This is a genomic window from Enterobacter sp. MGH 16, assembly GCF_000493175.1.
Lineage (GTDB): Bacteria > Pseudomonadota > Gammaproteobacteria > Enterobacterales > Enterobacteriaceae > Enterobacter > Enterobacter roggenkampii.
Map to the genome: position 1 here is coordinate 441,253 of NZ_KI535695.1, position 19,398 is coordinate 460,650.

Here is a 19,398-nt window from a genome sequence, read left to right on the forward strand (position 1 = left end):
GTTAGCGCCACCGGGCTTAACTTTTAGCGCTTCAGGTCAGACTTAAAATCACGCTGCTCGTAGCCGGTATACAGCTGACGAGGACGGGCGATCTTCATGCCTTCGCTGTGCATTTCGTTCCAGTGCGCAATCCAGCCTACGGTACGCGCCATGGCGAAGATCACGGTGAACATGGAAGACGGAATGCCCATCGCTTTCAGAATAATGCCAGAGTAGAAATCGACGTTCGGGTAGAGTTTCTTCTCGATGAAGTACGGGTCGTTCAGCGCGATGTGTTCCAGCTCCATCGCCACTTCCAGCAGGTCATCTTTGGTACCCAGCTCTTTCAGCACTTCGTGGCAGGTTTCACGCATCACGGTGGCGCGCGGGTCATAGTTTTTGTAAACACGGTGACCGAAGCCCATCAGGCGGAAGGAGTCATTCTTGTCTTTCGCGCGACGCACGAACTCAGGAATGTGCTCAACGGTGCTGATCTCTTCCAGCATCTTCAGCGCCGCTTCGTTCGCGCCGCCGTGCGCCGGTCCCCACAGGGAGGCGATGCCCGCAGCGATACAGGCGAACGGGTTCGCGCCTGAAGAGCCTGCGGTACGAACGGTTGAGGTCGAGGCGTTCTGTTCGTGGTCAGCATGCAGGATGAGAATACGGTCCATCGCGCGTTCCAGAACCGGGTTCACTTCGTACTCTTCGCACGGCGTGGAGAACATCATGCGCAGGAAGTTGCCCGCGTAGGAGAGGTCGTTACGCGGATACACAAACGGCTGGCCGATGGAGTATTTGTAACACATCGCCGCCATGGTAGGCATTTTGGACAGCAGACGGTAAGCGGCGATTTCACGGTGACGTGGGTTATTCACGTCAAGGGAGTCGTGGTAGAACGCTGCCAGCGCACCGGTAATACCGCACATCACCGCCATTGGGTGAGAGTCACGACGGAACGCATGGAACAGACGGGTAATCTGCTCATGGATCATGGTGTGACGGGTCACGGTGGTTTTAAATTCATCGAACTGGGCCTGCGTCGGTTTTTCGCCGTTCAGCAGGATGTAGCACACTTCCAGATAGTTGGATTCGGTGGCTAACTGATCGATAGGGAAGCCGCGATGGAGCAGGATACCTTCGTCACCGTCGATAAAGGTGATTTTGGATTCGCAAGATGCGGTAGAGGTAAATCCAGGGTCAAAGGTGAATACCCCTTTGGAACCCAGCGTACGGATATCAATAACATCCTGACCGAGCGTGCCTTTTAGCACATCCAGTTCAATAGCAGTGTCACCATTTAGGGTGAGCGTTGCCTTTGTATCAGCCATTTACGGTCTCCTTAGCGCCTTATGCTTAAGACTGCGCTTTACCGGATTTGCTTTCAGCTGTTAATCACCGTTACCAGATTGTTATTTGGCTTACCGCTCAGCTCACGAGGACAAACCAGGGTACAGAGCTATGGCGCCTTGCAGGTAAACGAATGAAATATCAGTGAAACAACAGCAAATCAGCGTTTTTGCAGTCCGAATTATTCAAACCTGTATATCACTAATAACTGTCCTGATAACTTCGGTCAATACCATCACACTGTTACATAACTATTTGTCAGGTGAAAGAGAGACCTCATAACTTTTGCGCATTATATGCCTTTTCTGATGACGTTTGTAACAATATTGTTTAACATTTGTCAAATCAGATGATTAAAAATTAAAAAGATGTTGTTATCGTGACCCTGATCACTGTTCCAGAGAAAACCCGACAAACTGTATGTAGGTTAATTGTAATGATTTTGTGAACGGCCTATACTGCCGCCAGGTCTCCGGAACACCCTGCAATCCCGAGCCACCCAGCGTTGTAATGTGTCGTTTAAGCATCTGGAAGCACTGTTTTGCATGACGCGCAGTTATAGAAAAGGAACGCTGTCTGACCCGCATCGCAGTCCGGAGGAAGGAAACAATAAGAACAGCATGTGGGCGTTATTCATGATAAGAAATGTGAAAAAACAAAGACCTGTCAATCTGGATCTCAAAACGATCCGGTTCCCCGTAACAGCAATAGCGTCCATTCTGCACCGTGTTTCTGGTGTGATTACGTTTGTGGCGGTCGGTATTCTGCTGTGGTTACTGGGCACCAGCCTCTCTTCCCCTGAAGGATTCCTCCAGGCCTCTGCCATCATGAACAGCTTCTTCGTGAAATTCATCATGTGGGGCATTCTGACCGCGCTGGCGTACCACGTTGTGGTGGGTGTTCGCCATATGCTGATGGACTTTGGCTACCTGGAAGAGACTTTCGAAGCCGGGAAGCGCTCCGCTAACATTTCATTTGTGATTACAGTCGTGCTTTCACTTCTCGCAGGAGTTCTCGTATGGTAAGCAACGCCTCCGCATTAGGACGCAACGGCGTACATGACTTCATTCTGGTCCGTGCTACCGCCATCGTTCTCACCCTCTACATCATCTATATGATCGGTTTCTTTGCGACCAGCGGCACGCTGACGTGGGAAATCTGGAGTGGGTTCTTCGGATCCGCCTTCACCAAAGTGTTCACCCTGCTGGCCCTTTTCTCCATCCTTATTCATGCCTGGATTGGCATGTGGCAGGTGTTGACCGATTACGTTAAACCGCTGGCGATTCGCCTTCCACTGCAGCTGGCCATTGTGGTTGCACTGGTGGTTTACGTTATTTATGGATTCGTTGTGGTGTGGGGTGTGTAATGAAACTGCCAGTCAGAGAATTTGATGCTGTTGTGATTGGTGCCGGTGGCGCAGGTATGCGTGCCGCACTGCAAATTTCCCAGAGTGGCCAGAGCTGTGCGCTGCTCTCTAAAGTCTTCCCAACCCGTTCCCATACTGTGTCTGCGCAGGGCGGTATTACCGTTGCGCTGGGTAACTCCCATGAAGATAACTGGGAATGGCACATGTATGACACGGTAAAAGGTTCCGATTACATCGGTGACCAGGATGCCATCGAATATATGTGTAAAACTGGCCCGGAAGCGATTCTGGAGCTGGACCACATGGGTCTGCCGTTCTCCCGTCTGGAAAATGGCACCATCTATCAGCGTCCGTTTGGCGGCCAGTCGAAAAACTTCGGCGGCGAGCAGGCGGCACGCACCGCGGCGGCGGCTGACCGTACCGGTCACGCGCTGCTGCACACCCTGTATCAGCAGAACCTGAAAAACCACACCACCATCTTCTCCGAATGGTATGCGCTGGATCTGGTGAAGAACGCCGATGGCGCCATCGTTGGTTGTACCGCGCTGTGCATCGAAACCGGTGAAGTGGTCTACTTCAAAGCCCGCGCAACCGTGCTGGCGACCGGCGGTGCAGGCCGTATTTACCAGTCCACCACCAACGCCCACATCAACACCGGTGACGGTGTCGGTATGGCTATCCGCGCAGGCGTGCCGGTGCAGGATATGGAGATGTGGCAGTTCCACCCAACCGGTATCGCCGGTGCGGGCGTGCTGGTAACAGAAGGCTGCCGTGGTGAAGGTGGCTACCTGCTGAATAAACACGGCGAGCGCTTCATGGAGCGTTATGCCCCGAATGCGAAAGACCTGGCGGGTCGTGACGTGGTGGCGCGTTCCATCATGATCGAAATCCGTGAAGGCCGCGGCTGTGACGGCCCTTGGGGTCCACACGCGAAGCTGAAGCTCGACCACCTGGGTAAAGAAGTGCTGGAATCCCGTCTGCCGGGCATTCTGGAACTGTCCCGCACCTTCGCGCACGTCGATCCGGTGAAAGAGCCGATTCCGGTTATCCCAACCTGCCACTACATGATGGGCGGTATTCCGACCAAAGTGACCGGTCAGGCGCTGACCGTGAACGAGCAGGGCGAAGACGTGGTCATTCCAGGCCTGTTCGCGGTGGGCGAAATTGCCTGCGTATCCGTACACGGCGCAAACCGTCTGGGCGGCAACTCCCTGCTGGACCTGGTGGTGTTTGGTCGTGCGGTGGGTCTGCATCTGCAGGAATCCATTGCCGAGCAGGGCGCGCTGCGTGACGCGACCGACGACGAAATTGATGCCTCTCTTGAGCGCCTCAACCGCTGGAACGGCAACCGTAACGGCGAAGATCCGGTGGAAATCCGTAAAGCGCTGCAGGAATGCATGCAGCACAACTTCTCGGTATTCCGTGAAGGCGACGCGATGGCCAAAGGTCTTGAGCAGCTGAAAGCGATCCGCGAGCGTCTGAAAAATGCCCGTCTGGACGACACCTCCAGCGAGTTCAACACCCAGCGCGTTGAGTGCCTGGAGCTGGATAACCTGATGGAAACCGCGTTCGCGACCGCGATGTCGGCAAACTTCCGTACCGAAAGCCGTGGCGCGCATAGCCGCTTCGACTTCCCGGAGCGTGATGACGAAAACTGGCTGTGCCATTCCCTGTATCTGCCAGAGTCGGAAACCATGACGCGTCGTAGCGTCAACATGGAACCGAAACTGCGTCCGGCGTTCCCGCCGAAGATTCGTACTTACTAATGCGGAGACAGGATAATGAAACTCGAATTCTCAGTTTATCGTTATAACCCGGATGTTGATGACGCTCCGCGCATGCAGGACTACACCCTGGAAGCGGAAGAAGGTCGCGACATGATGCTGCTGGATGCCCTAATCCAGCTGAAAGAAAAAGATCCAACCCTGTCGTTCCGTCGCTCCTGCCGTGAAGGGGTGTGTGGTTCTGACGGTGTGAACATGAACGGCAAAAATGGCCTGGCCTGCATCACGCCAATTTCAGCGTTGCAGCGTCCTGGTCAGAAAATTGTTATCCGTCCTCTGCCAGGCCTGCCGGTCGTGCGTGATTTGGTGGTAGACATGGGGCAATTCTATGCACAATATGAGAAGATTAAGCCTTACTTATTGAATAATGGGCAAAATCCACCGGCTCGTGAGCACTTACAGTCTCCTGAGCAGCGTGAAAAACTCGATGGTCTGTACGAGTGTATTCTCTGCGCATGCTGTTCTACGTCCTGCCCGTCGTTCTGGTGGAACCCGGACAAGTTTATCGGCCCGGCCGGTCTGCTGGCTGCCTATCGCTTCCTGATCGATAGCCGCGACACCGAAACCGACAGCCGTCTGGAAGGACTGAGTGACGCTTTCAGCGTATTCCGCTGCCATAGCATCATGAACTGCGTCAGTGTGTGTCCGAAGGGGCTGAACCCGACGCGCGCCATCGGCCATATTAAGTCGATGCTGCTGCAGCGCAGTGCGTAAGTAACGTTGCCGGATGGCGCTGCGCTTATCCGGCCTACGAAACTGTAGGCCCGGTAAGCGTAGCGCCACCGGGCAAAATGCAGAAACCTTTAAAAACTGCCCTGTACTACCCTGAAGTCCAGACAGTTTCTAAAGGTTCCTTCGCGGGCCAAATGAAAAGAGCTCGCAGGTGAACCCCGGCACGTACACGTGGTGTGCGTGGTAGTTTCTACGGCGAAAGTAAGCATAAAAATGCTTAAGGGATCACGATGCAGAACGGCGCAATGAAAGCCTGGCTGGACTCTTCTTACCTCTCTGGTGCCAACCAGAGCTGGATAGAACAGCTCTATGAAGACTTCTTAACCGATCCTGACTCAGTGGACGCAAACTGGCGTTCCATGTTCCAGCAGTTGCCTGGTACAGGGGTCAAACCGGATCAATTCCATTCCAAAACACGTGATTATTTCCGTCGTCTGGCGAAGGATGCCTCACGTTACTCTTCTGCGATTTCCGACCCTGACACCAATGCGAAGCAGGTTAAAGTCCTGCAGCTTATCAACGCTTATCGCTTCCGTGGTCACCAGCATGCGAATCTCGATCCGCTGGGACTGTGGAAACAAGACCGTGTGGCCGATCTCGATCCGGCGTATCACGATCTGACCGAGGCCGATTTCCAGGAAAGCTTTAACGTAGGTTCCTTTGCCATCGGCAAAGACACGATGAAGCTGGGCGATCTGATTGACGCGCTCAAGCAAACCTACTGCGGCTCCATCGGCGCGGAATACATGCACATTACCTCTACCGAAGAGAAGCGCTGGATCCAGCAGCGCATCGAATCCGTAGCGGGCCACGCGACCTTCTCGGCTGACGAGAAAAAACGCTTCCTCAGCGAACTGACCGCAGCGGAAGGCCTTGAGCGCTATCTGGGCGCGAAGTTCCCGGGCGCAAAACGCTTCTCGCTGGAAGGCGGTGACGCCCTGGTGCCGATGCTGAAAGAGCTGATTCGTCACGCAGGCAAGAGCGGCACCCGTGAAGTGGTGCTGGGCATGGCACACCGTGGTCGTCTGAACGTACTGGTCAACGTGCTGGGTAAAAAACCGCAGGACCTGTTCGACGAATTCGCAGGCAAACATAAAGAACACCTCGGTACCGGTGACGTGAAGTACCACATGGGCTTCTCGTCAGATATCGAAACCGAAGGCGGTCTGGTTCACCTGGCGCTGGCGTTTAACCCGTCACACCTCGAGATCGTCAGCCCGGTGGTTATCGGTTCCGTGCGCGCGCGTCTGGATCGTCTGGACGAGCCGAGCAGCAACAAAGTTCTGCCAATCACCATCCACGGTGATGCGGCGGTGACAGGGCAGGGCGTGGTGCAGGAAACCCTGAACATGTCCAAAGCGCGTGGTTACGAAGTGGGCGGTACCGTTCGCATCGTGATCAACAACCAGGTGGGCTTCACCACCTCTAACCCGCTTGACGCACGTTCTACCCCGTACTGCACCGACATCGGTAAGATGGTTCAGGCGCCGATCTTCCACGTTAACGCGGATGACCCGGAAGCCGTGGCTTTCGTGACCCGCCTGGCGCTGGACTTCCGTAATACCTTCAAACGTGATGTGTTCATTGACCTCTTCTGCTACCGCCGTCACGGCCACAACGAAGCGGATGAGCCAAGTGCAACCCAGCCGCTGATGTACCAGAAAATCAAAAAACACCCGACGCCGCGCAAAATCTATGCTGACAAGCTGGAAAGCGACAAAGTGGCGACGCTGGAAGATGCGACCGAAATGGTCAACCTCTACCGCGACGCGCTGGACGCGGGTGAATGCGTAGTGAAAGAGCTGCGCCCGATGAACATGCACTCCTTTACCTGGTCGCCGTACCTCAACCACGAGTGGGATGAGAGCTACCCGAACAAGGTGGAGATGAAGCGCCTGCAGGAGCTGGCTAAACGCATCAGCACCGTGCCGGACGCTATCGAGATGCAGTCTCGCGTGGCGAAAATTTATGCTGACCGTCAGGCCATGGCGGCAGGCGAGAAGCTGTTCGACTGGGGCGGCGCGGAAACGCTGGCTTACGCGACGCTGGTTGACGAAGGCATTCCTGTTCGTCTGTCCGGTGAAGATGCGGGCCGTGGCACCTTCTTCCACCGTCACGCGGTGGTTCACAACCAGTCCAACGGTTCAACTTACACCCCGCTGCAGCACGTGCACAACGGTCAGGGCCAGTTCAAGGTCTGGGACTCCGTGCTGTCTGAAGAAGCGGTACTGGCTTTCGAATACGGTTACGCCACGGCAGAACCGCGCACCCTGACCATCTGGGAAGCGCAGTTCGGTGACTTCGCCAACGGTGCGCAGGTGGTTATCGACCAGTTCATCTCATCCGGCGAACAGAAATGGGGCCGTATGTGTGGCCTGGTGATGCTGCTGCCGCACGGCTATGAAGGCCAGGGTCCGGAGCACTCCTCCGCGCGTCTGGAACGTTATCTGCAGCTCTGCGCCGAGCAGAACATGCAGGTTTGCGTGCCGTCGACCCCTGCTCAGGTTTACCACATGCTGCGTCGTCAGGCGCTGCGCGGTATGCGTCGTCCGCTGGTGGTCATGTCGCCGAAATCCCTGCTGCGTCACCCGCTGGCGGTGTCCAGCCTGGAAGAGCTGGCCAACGGTACCTTCCTGCCAGCCATCGGTGAAATTGACGAGCTGGATCCGCAGGCCGTGAAGCGTGTGGTGATGTGTTCTGGTAAGGTTTATTACGACCTGCTGGAACAGCGCCGTAAGAACGATCAGAAAGATGTCGCCATCGTGCGTATCGAACAGCTTTATCCGTTCCCGCACCAGGCGGTGCAGGAAGCGCTGAAACCGTACGCTCACGTTCATGATTTTGTCTGGTGCCAGGAAGAGCCGCTCAACCAGGGCGCATGGTACTGCAGCCAGCATCATTTCCGTGAAGTGATTCCATTTGGGTCAGCCCTGCGCTATGCAGGTCGCCCGGCCTCCGCCTCTCCGGCGGTAGGGTATATGTCCGTTCACCAGAAGCAGCAACAAGATCTGGTCAATGACGCGCTGAACGTCGATTAATTAAAGGATACATAATGAGTAGCGTAGATATTCTTGTTCCCGACCTGCCTGAATCTGTAGCAGATGCGACCGTCGCTACCTGGCACAAAAAACCAGGCGATGCCGTTAAGCGCGATGAAGTGCTGGTAGAAATCGAAACTGACAAAGTGGTACTGGAAGTACCGGCTTCGGCGGATGGCGTTCTGGACGCGGTGCTGGAAGACGAAGGCACCACCGTCACCTCTCGTCAGATCCTGGGTCGCCTGCGTGAAGGCAACAGCGCGGGCAAAGAGTCCAGCGCGAAATCTGAAGAGAAAGCCTCTACGCCAGCGCAGCGCCAGCAGGCGTCTCTGGAAGAGCAGTCTAACGACGCCCTCAGCCCGGCGATCCGTCGCCTGCTGGCGGAACACAGCCTTGACCCGGCAGCCATTAAAGGCACCGGTGTGGGCGGTCGTCTGACCCGCGAAGACATCGACAAGCATCTGGCGAAAGCGCCTGCTCAGGCGGAAGCGAAAGCCCCTGCGGCAGCACAGCCTGCTCTGGGGGCCCGCAGCGAAAAACGCGTGCCGATGACTCGCCTGCGTAAGCGCGTTGCCGAGCGTCTGCTGGAAGCGAAAAACTCTACCGCGATGCTGACCACCTTCAACGAAGTGAACATGAAGCCAATCATGGACCTGCGTAAGCAGTACGGTGATGCGTTTGAAAAACGTCACGGTATCCGTCTGGGCTTTATGTCCTTCTACGTGAAGGCGGTGGTTGAAGCGCTGAAACGCTACCCGGAAGTGAACGCGTCCATTGATGGCGATGACGTGGTTTACCACAACTACTTCGACGTCAGCATGGCGGTTTCGACCCCACGTGGCCTGGTGACCCCGGTTCTGCGTGATGTGGATACCCTGGGTATGGCCGACATCGAGAAAAACATTAAAGAGCTGGCGGTGAAAGGCCGCGACGGCAAGCTGACCGTAGACGACCTGACCGGCGGTAACTTCACCATTACCAACGGCGGCGTCTTCGGATCGCTGATGTCTACCCCGATCATTAACCCGCCGCAGAGCGCGATCCTGGGTATGCATGCCATCAAAGATCGTCCTATGGCGGTAGACGGTAAAGTTGAGATCCTGCCGATGATGTACCTGGCGCTCTCTTACGACCACCGCCTGATCGACGGCCGCGAGTCCGTGGGCTTCCTGGTAGCCATTAAAGAGCTGCTCGAAGATCCAACGCGTCTGCTGCTGGACGTCTAGTCACGATTTAGCATCACCTGCCCCGTAGACCGGCACACGCTGCGCCGGTCTACAGGTTTGAAGATAACGATTACCCTGAAGGATGGATAGAACACATGAACTTACATGAATATCAGGCCAAACAGCTGTTTGCCCGGTATGGCTTACCGGCTCCGGTGGGTTATGCCTGTACTACCCCGCGTGAAGCAGAAGAAGCCGCATCTAAAATCGGTTCCGGCCCGTGGGTAGTTAAGTGTCAGGTTCACGCTGGTGGCCGTGGTAAAGCGGGCGGTGTGAAGGTTGTTAAGAGCAAAGAAGAGATTCGTGCGTTTGCTGAACATTGGCTCGGCAAGCGTCTGGTAACCTACCAGACAGATGCGAACGGCCAGCCGGTTAACCAGATCCTGGTTGAAGCGGCAACCGACATCGCGAAAGAGCTGTACCTGGGCGCGGTGGTTGACCGTAGCTCCCGTCGCGTGGTATTCATGGCATCTACCGAAGGCGGCGTGGAAATCGAAAAAGTGGCGGAAGAGACCCCGCACCTGATCCACAAAGTGGCTATCGATCCGCTGGCAGGCCCAATGCCTTACCAGGGTCGCGAGCTGGCGTTCAAACTGGGTCTGGAAGGCAAGCTGGTTCAGCAGTTCACCAAGATCTTCATGGGTCTGGCGACCATTTTCCTGGAGCGCGATCTGGCGCTGATCGAGATCAACCCGCTGGTGATCACGACCCAGGGCGATCTGATCTGCCTCGACGGCAAGCTGGGCGCTGACGGCAACGCGCTGTTCCGCCAGCCGGATCTGCGCGAAATGCGCGACCAGTCTCAGGAAGACCCGCGTGAAGCGCAGGCGGCACAGTGGGAACTGAACTACGTGGCGCTGGACGGTAACATCGGCTGCATGGTTAACGGTGCGGGCCTGGCGATGGGCACCATGGACATCGTTAAGCTGCACGGCGGCGAGCCAGCGAACTTCCTCGACGTGGGCGGTGGCGCAACCAAAGAGCGCGTAACCGAAGCGTTCAAAATCATTCTCTCCGACGACAACGTGAAGGCCGTTCTGGTTAACATCTTCGGCGGCATCGTCCGTTGCGACCTGATCGCCGACGGTATCATCGGTGCGGTAGAAGAAGTGGGTGTTAACGTTCCGGTGGTTGTGCGTCTGGAAGGTAACAACGCTGAACTCGGCGCGAAAAAACTGGCTGACAGCGGCCTGAATATTATTGCAGCGAAAAGTCTGACGGATGCAGCTCAGCAGGTTGTTGCCGCAGTGGAGGGGAAATAATGTCAGTTTTAATTAATAAAGATACCAAGGTTATCTGCCAGGGCTTCACCGGTAGCCAGGGGACTTTCCACTCCGAACAGGCGATTGCCTACGGCACGCAGATGGTTGGCGGCGTAACGCCAGGTAAAGGCGGCACCACGCATCTGGGCCTGCCGGTGTTCAACACCGTGCGTGAAGCCGTAGAAGCGACGGGCGCAACCGCAACCGTGATCTACGTTCCGGCGCCGTTCTGCAAAGACTCTATTCTGGAAGCGATCGACGCAGGCATCAAACTGATCATCACCATCACCGAAGGTATCCCAACGCTGGATATGCTGACCGTGAAGGTGAAGCTGGATGAAGCTGGCGTACGTATGATCGGCCCGAATTGCCCAGGCGTGATCACCCCGGGCGAATGCAAAATCGGCATCATGCCGGGCCACATTCACAAGCCGGGTAAAGTGGGCATCGTGTCCCGTTCCGGTACCCTGACCTATGAAGCGGTTAAGCAGACCACCGACTACGGTTTCGGCCAGTCCACCTGCGTGGGCATCGGCGGTGACCCAATCCCGGGTTCTAACTTCATCGACATCCTGAAGCTGTTCCAGGAAGATCCACAGACCGAAGCGATCGTGATGATCGGTGAGATCGGTGGTAGCGCGGAAGAAGAAGCGGCTGCTTACATCAAAGAACACGTGACCAAGCCAGTTGTGGGTTACATCGCGGGTGTGACCGCGCCGAAAGGCAAGCGTATGGGTCACGCAGGCGCGATCATCGCCGGTGGTAAAGGTACGGCTGATGAGAAATTCGCAGCGCTGGAAGCCGCAGGCGTGAAGACCGTTCGCAGCCTGGCGGATATCGGCGAAGCACTGAAATCCATCATTAAGTAAGTCCTCTCTGCTCCCCGAAAGGGGGGCGTTGCAGTATAAAAATGTCCGTTTCGACATGGTTGGCCGCTGTAAAGCGGCCTTTTTTATTGCCTGCGTCTGGCGACTAGCGTGAACTTGTAATCATCGGTATTGAACACGTTGCGGCTGTATTCAAATACCCGCCCGTCCTTCAGAAATCCGCGGGAGACTTTTTCCAGGATCGGCTTTGCCGGATCGAGCGACAGCGCGGCGATCGCCTCCTCTGACGGCATGATCGGCACCAGCTCCTGCTCGCTGCGATCGATAACCAGCTTTTTGATCTGCTCAACGTAGTGGTATTTCGAATTCTCCATCACTTCCCAGGTGAGGTCGGGGAACAGGGCCAGCGGCATCCACGTTTCTTCCAGATTTACCGGTTTTTGTTTGATAAAGCGGACGCGTTTAACGTGCCAGACTTTATCGTCATGAGAGAGATTTAGCTTTTCGGCAAGTTTTGCATCGGCTTTCAGCACTTCGAAAATGCTCACCTCACTGTGGGTATCCACGTTCCGGTCCGCCAGTTTTTCGTAAAACCCGGTGAGCTGGTAAATGTCGTAATTGACGCGCTCTTCTTTTACGTAGGTGCCGCTGCCCTGAATGCTCTCGACGATCTGCTCTTCCGTAAGCAGCTTCAGCGCCTGTCTCACCGTGACGCGACTCACGTTGAATGCCTCCTGAAGGCTGGATTCCGTCGGTAACGCATCGCCAGGCTTTAACTCTCCCGCACTGATTTTTTCGCGAAGCGCATCGGCTATTTGCCGGTACATCGGTTTGTTACCCATCGAATCTGCCTTTCTAATACCTTTTCATGGAATTATGCCTCCCGCTTAAAATTTGTAAATAATACAACTTAAATACAAATTTGCGTTGTTAGTGAAAATGATCACATAAATGTATTGTATGACCTGCCACAATTGCCGCCAGACAATAACAACGTATGTGTGAGGATCTTATGAACCTGACGACCCTGACCCACACCAGTGCTGTCTGCGTGCAGGCGCACTATGCCAGCCGTGATGAGGCCATTCGCCAGCTTACAATGCGGCTGGTGGCGCTGGGCAAAATTACCGATGGCGAGGCATTTTTGGCGGAGGTCTACCGTCGCGAATCGCAGGGGCCAACCGCCCTGGGTGAAGGGCTGGCTGTCCCGCATGGTAAATCGAGCGCGGTGAACGAAGCGGCTTTTGCGGTTGCTACGCTGCGCGAACCGCTGGAGTGGGAGGGGGTGGACGGCCCTGAACGCGTAGAGCTGATCGTCCTGCTTGCCATCCCGCCAGCTGAAGCGGGATCCACGCATATCCAGGTGCTGACGGCGCTGACGTCTCGCCTTGCCGATGATGCCCTCCGGGAACGCGTTATGGCTGCTGAGACGGCAGAGGATCTGCTTGATGCGCTGAACGGTGTCTCGAAGGAAGACGAGGCTGATACGCCGGTGAATGCACCAACCGTCGTCTGTGTCACCGCCTGTCCGGCGGGGATCGCGCATACCTATATGGCCGCAGAGTACCTGGAGAAAGCGGGACGTAAGCTCGGCGTCAACGTGGTGGTTGAAAAGCAGGGGGCGAACGGTATTGAAGGGCGCATTACTGCCCAGCAGTTGCTGGAGGCGAAAGCGTGTATTTTTGCCGCTGAAGTGGCGATCAAAGAGAGCGAGCGCTTTCAGGGGATCCCCGCCATTTCCGTGCCCGTTGCGGAACCCCTGCGTCATGCTGAAGCGTTGATTGAGCGCGCGCTGGCGCTAAAGCCTTCTACCGATGCGCGCCATGCGCAGGTCGATACCGAAACGAAAAAGCGCGTTAAAACTGAACTCAAGCAGGCGCTTCTCAGCGGCATCTCTTTTGCGGTGCCGCTGATCGTCGCTGGCGGTACGGTGCTGGCCGTATCGGTACTGCTGGCGCAGATCCTTGGCCTGCAGCACCTGTTTGACCAGGAAAACTCGTGGCTGTGGATGTACCGCAAGCTTGGCGGCGGCATGCTCGGCATTTTGATGGTGCCTGTCCTGTCGGCCTACACCGCCTACTCGCTGGCGGATAAACCCGCGCTGACGCCGGGCTTTGCGGCCGGTCTGGCTGCCAACATGATCGGCTCCGGTTTTCTCGGCGCTATCGTCGGTGGGCTGATCGCGGGCTATCTGATGCGCTGGGTGAAAAACCACATCCGGCTCAGTAGCCGCTACAACGGCTTTATGACTTTTTATCTCTATCCGGTGATTGGCGTGCTGGGCGCGGGCAGCCTGATGCTGTTTGTGATTGGCGAACCGGTGGCCTGGCTCAATAACACGCTCACCGTCTGGCTTGACGGTCTCTCCGGCGCGAATGCGCTGCTTCTGGGGGCAATCCTCGGGTTTATGTGCTCATTCGATTTGGGTGGCCCGGTCAACAAAGCCTCTTACGCGTTTTGCCTGGGGGCGATGGCGAACGGGGTATACGGTCCCTATGCCATCTTTGCCTCCGTCAAAATGGTCTCAGCCTTCACCGTCACGGCGTCAACGATGCTGGCACCGAAGCTGTTTAAGTCGTTTGAAATTGAAACCGGTAAATCGACCTGGCTGCTCGGCCTCGCGGGCATTACCGAAGGGGCGATTCCGATGGCGATTGAAGACCCGCTTCGCGTCATTGGCTCATTTGTACTCGGATCCATGGTGACAGGCGCGGCTGTCGGTGCGATGGGGATCGGGTTGTCTACGCCGGGGGCCGGGATTTTCTCTCTCTTTTTACTTCACGATGCCGGGTTGGGCGGTGTGGTTGCGGCGGCGGGCTGGTTTGGCGCGGCGCTGGTGGGTACCGCTATCTCCACCCTGGTTCTGCTGCTCTGGCGACGCCAGGCGGTAAAAAAGGGCAACTACGTCACTGAAGACGCCTTATCGTAAAAACGCACAAACAGGAAACGAAGATGAAAGCTGTATCTCGCGTTCATATCACGCCGCATATGCACTGGGACCGTGAGTGGTACTTCACCACCGAAGAGTCGCGTATACTTCTGGTCAATAATATGGAAGAGATCCTGACCCGGCTGGAGCAGGATGATGAGTACAAATACTATGTTCTCGATGGACAGACGGCTGTACTGGAGGATTATTTTGCCGTTGTGCCCGAAAACCGCTCTCGCGTGAAGGCGCTTGTCGAGCGTGGAAAGCTGATTATCGGCCCCTGGTATACCCAGACCGATACCACGATCGTGAGCGGCGAGTCGATTGTCCGCAACCTGATGTACGGCATCCGGGATTGTATGGCCTTCGGCGAGCCGATGAAGATCGGCTATCTGCCGGATTCGTTTGGCATGTCCGGCCAGCTTCCGCATATCTATAACGGGTTTGGCATTACCCGCACGATGTTCTGGCGCGGTTGTTCTGAACGCCACGGGACCGATAAAACCGAATTTCTCTGGCAGAGCCAGGACGGCAGTGAAGTGACGGCACAGGTGCTGCCGCTGGGCTACGCGATTGGTAAGTACTTACCGGAGGACGAAGCGGGGCTGCGAAAACGGCTCGACAGCTATTTCGAGGTTCTGGAAAAGGCGTCCGTTACTAAAGCGATTTTGCTGCCCAACGGCCACGACCAGATGCCGCTGCAGCAGAACATTTTCGCGGTGATGGAGAAGCTGCGTGAAATCTATCCGCAGCGTCAATTTGTGATGAGCCGGTTTGAGGAGGTCTTTGATTGCATCGACGCGCACCGCGATGACCTGGCGACCTTAAAAGGTGAGTTTATCGACGGGAAATACATGCGCGTGCACCGGACCATCGGCTCCACGCGCATGGATATCAAAATCGCCCATGCGCGTATTGAGAACAAAATTGTTAACATCCTCGAGCCGCTGGCGACGCTTGCCTGGACGCTGGGCTTCGACTACCACCACGGCCTGCTGGAGAAGATGTGGAAAGAGATCCTCAAAAACCACGCTCACGACAGCATCGGCTGCTGCTGCAGCGACAAGGTGCATCGCGAGATTGTCTCCCGCTTCGAGCTGGCTGAGGACATGGCAGACAACCTGGCGCGTTTCTATATGCGCAAGATTGTCGACAACATGCCGCAAAGCGATGCCGATAAGCTGGTGATGTTCAATCTGATGCCCTGGCCGCGTGAGGAGGTGATGAACACCACGATTCGACTGCGCGCCAGCCAGTTCCGTCTGCGGGATGACAAAGGCAACGAGATCCCGTATTTCATCCGCAGCGCGCGCGAGCTCGACCCTGGCCTCATTGACCGACAGATTGTCCACTACGGCAATTACGAACCGTTTATGGAGTTTGATATTCAGCTCAGCCAGATACTGCCGTCGATGGGCTATCGTACGCTGTTTATCGAACCTAACGTGGCCGGGAAGGTGCTCTCTGCCGGGGAAAATACCGAATCCTTACTTGAAAACGCCTTCTGGCAGATTGACGTAAATGACGACGGTACGCTGCGCCTGCGCGACAAAGAAACCGGGCTTATTTATGACCGCGTGCTGGAAATCGAAGAGAGCTCGGATGATGGCGATGAGTATGACTACTCGCCTTCGCGGGAAGAGTGGAGACTCACTTCCGCGCAGGGCGAGCATGAGGTTGAGGTTATCCATGAAGGCTGGCAGAGCAGGGCGGTTATCCGCCATCGAATCGCCGTTCCGGCGAACCTGGCGGAACGCGCGGCGCGCCAGCGAAACGGCTACCTCGACGCTGAATTCGAGATTACGCTAAGCCGCAACAGCAGACGCATTGACGTGGCGGTGCGCCTGGATAATCAGGCCGACGACCACCGCGTTCGCGTGCTCATCCCAACGCCGTTTGCGACCCGGGAGGTGTTAGCGGATACACAGTTTGGCACGATCTCTCGTCCGGTGCAGGACGCGGCGATGCAAAACTGGCAGGAGGAGGGGTGGAAAGAAGCGCCGGTTCCCGTCTGGAATTTACTCAACTACGCCGTCCTGCAGGAAAAACGAAACGGGCTTGCGCTATTTACCGAGGGGCTGCGTGAATTTGAAGTCGTGGGTGATGAACAAAAGGCATTTGCTCTGACCTTGCTGCGCGGCGTGGGGGTACTCGGCAAAGAAGATCTGTTCCTGCGCCCCGGCAGACCATCCGGTATCAAAATGCCGGTCCCGGACGCTCAGGTGCGTGGTCCGCTAAGCTGTCGCTTTAGCCTCTTCAGCTTCAGCGGCACGCCGGAAAACGCGGGTGTCGCGCAGCAGGCTCAATCGTGGTTAACGGCGGTGCAGTGTTATAACAAGATCCCCTGGGATGCAATGAAGCTGAATCGCGCGTCGTTGACCACGCCGGAAAGTTACAGCCTGTTAGCGCTTTCGCCAACGGGATGTGTACTCAGTGCGATCAAAAAAGCGGAAGATCGTGATGAGCTCATTCTTCGTCTGTTCAACCCTTCACAGTCCAGCGAATGTGACGCGACGCTATTCGTCAATCCGGCGGTGAAGCGGTGCTGCGAAACGGACATGAATGAACGGCTGATGGACCACGGTGAAGACGAAGGGATTGTCGGGGCGTTCAGACCGGGACAGTCGCGAACCTTTAGCCTTCTTCTTGCCTGAGAATCGCTGATATCATTAAAAGGCTGCACTGTTTGCGGCCTTTTTCATTAAATAGTCACTCCGCGGTGTTAAGTTATGGGGTGACAAAAGTAAAATAAATGTAATTACGAAGGGGTGCATAAATGCCATGGAAAAATAACCCGGCCCGACTATGCTTTATTGTTTGCCGCGCATCGAAATGAGGCTTTTGTTTCGCGTTAATTAAAATCACTTCTGTTTATATTTTTTTTCGTCTTCGATAACCAATCACATCTTTACATGCACATATCATTAACATGGTTTTTACCATTCTCACCACGATTAAACATAGTTAACATCAAGGTTTGTTTTTGATTTAAATCAAAGTTTAATCCTTGGAAAAAGGTGCTGAAAAGCGCTAAATTGTTCCCGATCAAAATGGCCGAAAAGTGGTAATTTTGCTATAAATTGATCACCGTCGAAAAACGTAAATGTGATTCAATAAAAACCTGTTTATTGTAAGGGTTTTGCAGCGTATTATATTTGCGGTATCAATTTGAGTTTTTTATTAACGTATTTGTAACCTCACGTCATCGTTTTTATCCTCCTTCAGGGTAATAACGACGACAAGGATGCGAATAATTTGTATTGGGGCATGCGTGTGGATCTCTTTCTGACGGGGTTCACTCTCGGAGTCTTCATGCGATGAGCAAGGAGTCATGATGTTAGATATAGTCGAACTGTCGCGCTTACAGTTTGCCTTGACCGCGATGTACCACTTCCTGTTTGTGCCACTGACGCTCGGTATGGCGTTCCTGCTGGCCATCATGGAAACGGTATACGTTCTCTCCGGCAAACAGATTTATAAAGATATGACCAAGTTCTGGGGCAAGTTGTTTGGTATCAACTTCGCACTGGGCGTGGCAACCGGTCTGACCATGGAGTTCCAGTTCGGGACTAACTGGTCTTACTATTCCCACTATGTAGGGGATATCTTCGGTGCGCCGCTGGCCATTGAAGGTCTGATGGCATTCTTCCTTGAATCCACCTTTGTAGGTCTGTTCTTCTTCGGTTGGGACCGTCTGGGTAAAGTCCAGCATATGGCGGTGACCTGGCTGGTGGCATTAGGTTCGAACCTGTCCGCGCTGTGGATCCTGGTCGCGAACGGCTGGATGCAGAACCCTATCGCGTCTGATTTCAACTTCGAAACCATGCGTATGGAGATGGTCAGCTTTGCCGAGCTGGTCCTGAACCCGGTTGCTCAGGTTAAATTCGTTCACACCGTCGCTTCTGGCTATGTGTGCGGCGCGATGTTTGTACTGGGTATCAGTTCTTACTACATGCTGCGCGGTCGTGACTTCGCGTTTGCTAAACGCTCCTTTGCTATCGCTGCAAGCTTCGGTATGGCTGCGATTCTCTCTGTTATTGTTCTGGGTGATGAATCCGGTTACGAAATGGGCGACGTGCAGAAAACCAAACTGGCCGCTATCGAAGCCGAATGGGAAACCCAGCCGGCACCTGCTGCCTTTACGCTGTTCGGTATTCCCGATCAGGACGCGCAGGAAAACCGCTTCGCTATTCAAATCCCTTATGCGCTGGGTATCATCGCCACCCGTTCTGTTGATAAGCAGGTGACGGGTCTGAAAGAGCTGATGGTGCAGCACGAAGAGCGTATCCGTAACGGTATGAAAGCCTACTCGCTGCTGGAACAGCTGCGTGCCGGTTCTACCGACCAGGCCGTTCGCGATCAGTTTAACGACGTGAAGAAAGATCTGGGTTACGGTCTGCTGCTGAAGCGTTATACCCCGAACGTTTCTGATGCGACGGAAGCGCAGATCCAGATGGCAACCAAAGACTCAATTCCACGCGTTGCGCCACTGTACTTCGCATTCCGTATCATGGTGGGCTGCGGCATCATCATGCTGCTGATCATTGCGGCGTCCTTCTGGTCCGTGATTCGCAACCGCATCGGCGAGAAAAAATGGCTGCTGCGCACCGCGCTGTACGGTATTCCACTGCCGTGGATCGCGATTGAGTCCGGCTGGTTTGTGGCGGAATATGGCCGTCAGCCATGGGCGATCGGTGAGGTGCTGCCAACGGCGGTAGCGAACTCGTCCCTGACCGCAGGCGACCTGATCTTCTCCATGCTGCTGATTTGTGGTCTGTACACCCTGTTCCTGGTGGCTGAACTGTTCCTGATGTTCAAGTTCGCGCGCCTTGGCCCAAGCAGCCTGAAAACCGGTCGCTATCACTACGAGCAGTCCACTGCGACTACTCAGCCGGCACGCTAAGACAG

At 55.2% G+C, this 19,398-nt stretch carries 13 protein-coding genes; 11 read left to right on the forward strand and 2 right to left on the reverse strand.

Annotation, left to right across the window (positions count from 1 at the left end; genetic code table 11):
• Window positions 1-23 precede the first annotated feature (23 nt).
• The gene (locus L362_RS20605; RefSeq protein ID WP_008501086.1) at window positions 24-1,307 is read right to left on the reverse strand and encodes a citrate synthase; all 1,284 of its coding nucleotides are present in this window, start codon (window positions 1,305-1,307) and stop codon (window positions 24-26) included.
• Window positions 1,308-1,946: 639 nt separating this feature from the next.
• On the opposite strand from L362_RS20605, the gene sdhC reads away from it, so the two are divergent.
• The 8 genes from sdhC (at window position 1,947) to sucD (ending at window position 11,603) form a co-directional block, all read left to right on the forward strand.
• Window positions 1,947-2,351, forward strand: coding sequence for a succinate dehydrogenase cytochrome b556 subunit (gene sdhC / locus L362_RS20600; protein ID WP_020684965.1), 405 nt, complete (start codon window positions 1,947-1,949; stop codon window positions 2,349-2,351).
• Window positions 2,345-2,692: a succinate dehydrogenase membrane anchor subunit gene (sdhD, locus tag L362_RS20595; RefSeq protein WP_008501088.1), complete on the forward strand. Its 348-nt coding sequence runs from the start codon at window positions 2,345-2,347 to the stop codon at window positions 2,690-2,692. The genes sdhC and sdhD overlap by 7 nt, the downstream gene beginning before the upstream one ends.
• On the forward strand, window positions 2,692-4,458 hold the full coding sequence (gene sdhA / locus L362_RS20590) for a succinate dehydrogenase flavoprotein subunit (RefSeq protein ID WP_008501089.1): 1,767 nt from the start codon (window positions 2,692-2,694) through the stop codon (window positions 4,456-4,458). The genes sdhD and sdhA overlap by 1 nt, the downstream gene beginning before the upstream one ends.
• 15 nt (window positions 4,459-4,473) lie before the next feature.
• Window positions 4,474-5,190 (forward strand): succinate dehydrogenase iron-sulfur subunit SdhB, encoded by a 717-nt coding sequence (gene sdhB / locus L362_RS20585; protein WP_008501090.1) that lies wholly within the window; start codon window positions 4,474-4,476, stop codon window positions 5,188-5,190.
• 248 nt (window positions 5,191-5,438) lie between these two features.
• Window positions 5,439-8,246 carry a 2-oxoglutarate dehydrogenase E1 component gene (gene sucA / locus L362_RS20580; RefSeq protein WP_008501092.1) on the forward strand — a complete coding sequence of 936 codons (2,808 nt, stop codon included), beginning with the start codon at window positions 5,439-5,441 and terminating at the stop codon, window positions 8,244-8,246.
• Between the two features lie 14 nt (window positions 8,247-8,260).
• Entirely contained in the window at window positions 8,261-9,472 is a 1,212-nt protein-coding gene (odhB, locus tag L362_RS20575; protein WP_023343599.1) for a 2-oxoglutarate dehydrogenase complex dihydrolipoyllysine-residue succinyltransferase, read from the forward strand.
• Between the two features lie 95 nt (window positions 9,473-9,567).
• Complete coding sequence (gene sucC / locus L362_RS20570; RefSeq protein WP_006809579.1) at window positions 9,568-10,734, forward strand: ADP-forming succinate--CoA ligase subunit beta; 1,167 nt, start codon at window positions 9,568-9,570, stop codon at window positions 10,732-10,734.
• Complete coding sequence (gene sucD, locus L362_RS20565; RefSeq protein WP_008501094.1) at window positions 10,734-11,603, forward strand: succinate--CoA ligase subunit alpha; 870 nt, start codon at window positions 10,734-10,736, stop codon at window positions 11,601-11,603. Before sucC ends, sucD begins: the two co-directional genes overlap by 1 nt.
• 83 nt (window positions 11,604-11,686) lie before the next feature.
• Here sucD and L362_RS20560 read toward each other — a convergent pair whose 3' ends face one another.
• Window positions 11,687-12,403 (reverse strand): GntR family transcriptional regulator, encoded by a 717-nt coding sequence (locus tag L362_RS20560; protein ID WP_021241016.1) that lies wholly within the window; start codon window positions 12,401-12,403, stop codon window positions 11,687-11,689.
• Window positions 12,404-12,573: 170 nt separating this feature from the next.
• On the opposite strand from L362_RS20560, the gene mngA reads away from it, so the two are divergent.
• The 3 genes from mngA (at window position 12,574) to cydA (ending at window position 19,393) form a co-directional block, all read left to right on the forward strand.
• Entirely contained in the window at window positions 12,574-14,490 is a 1,917-nt protein-coding gene (mngA, locus tag L362_RS20555; protein WP_023343600.1) for a PTS 2-O-a-mannosyl-D-glycerate transporter subunit IIABC, read from the forward strand.
• Window positions 14,491-14,513: 23 nt separating this feature from the next.
• A complete protein-coding gene (gene mngB, locus L362_RS20550) occupies window positions 14,514-17,144 on the forward strand; it encodes a mannosylglycerate hydrolase (RefSeq protein ID WP_023343601.1) in 2,631 nt (876 codons plus the stop codon).
• Between the two features lie 680 nt (window positions 17,145-17,824).
• Window positions 17,825-19,393, forward strand: coding sequence for a cytochrome ubiquinol oxidase subunit I (gene cydA / locus L362_RS20545; RefSeq protein WP_008501098.1), 1,569 nt, complete (start codon window positions 17,825-17,827; stop codon window positions 19,391-19,393).
• Window positions 19,394-19,398 lie beyond the last annotated feature (5 nt).

Coding starts and splice junctions, on each gene's coding strand:
- L362_RS20560 (WP_021241016.1), bottom strand. CDS start 12,403: ATGGGTAACAAACCGATGTACCGGCAAATAGCCGATGCGCTTCGCGAA.
- mngB (WP_023343601.1), top strand. CDS start 14,514: ATGAAAGCTGTATCTCGCGTTCATATCACGCCGCATATGCACTGGGAC.
- sdhA (WP_008501089.1), top strand. CDS start 2,692: ATGAAACTGCCAGTCAGAGAATTTGATGCTGTTGTGATTGGTGCCGGT.
- sdhD (WP_008501088.1), top strand. CDS start 2,345: ATGGTAAGCAACGCCTCCGCATTAGGACGCAACGGCGTACATGACTTC.
- sucC (WP_006809579.1), top strand. CDS start 9,568: ATGAACTTACATGAATATCAGGCCAAACAGCTGTTTGCCCGGTATGGC.
- mngA (WP_023343600.1), top strand. CDS start 12,574: ATGAACCTGACGACCCTGACCCACACCAGTGCTGTCTGCGTGCAGGCG.
- L362_RS20605 (WP_008501086.1), bottom strand. CDS start 1,307: ATGGCTGATACAAAGGCAACGCTCACCCTAAATGGTGACACTGCTATT.
- sdhB (WP_008501090.1), top strand. CDS start 4,474: ATGAAACTCGAATTCTCAGTTTATCGTTATAACCCGGATGTTGATGAC.
- sucD (WP_008501094.1), top strand. CDS start 10,734: ATGTCAGTTTTAATTAATAAAGATACCAAGGTTATCTGCCAGGGCTTC.
- cydA (WP_008501098.1), top strand. CDS start 17,825: ATGTTAGATATAGTCGAACTGTCGCGCTTACAGTTTGCCTTGACCGCG.
- odhB (WP_023343599.1), top strand. CDS start 8,261: ATGAGTAGCGTAGATATTCTTGTTCCCGACCTGCCTGAATCTGTAGCA.
- sdhC (WP_020684965.1), top strand. CDS start 1,947: ATGTGGGCGTTATTCATGATAAGAAATGTGAAAAAACAAAGACCTGTC.
- sucA (WP_008501092.1), top strand. CDS start 5,439: ATGCAGAACGGCGCAATGAAAGCCTGGCTGGACTCTTCTTACCTCTCT.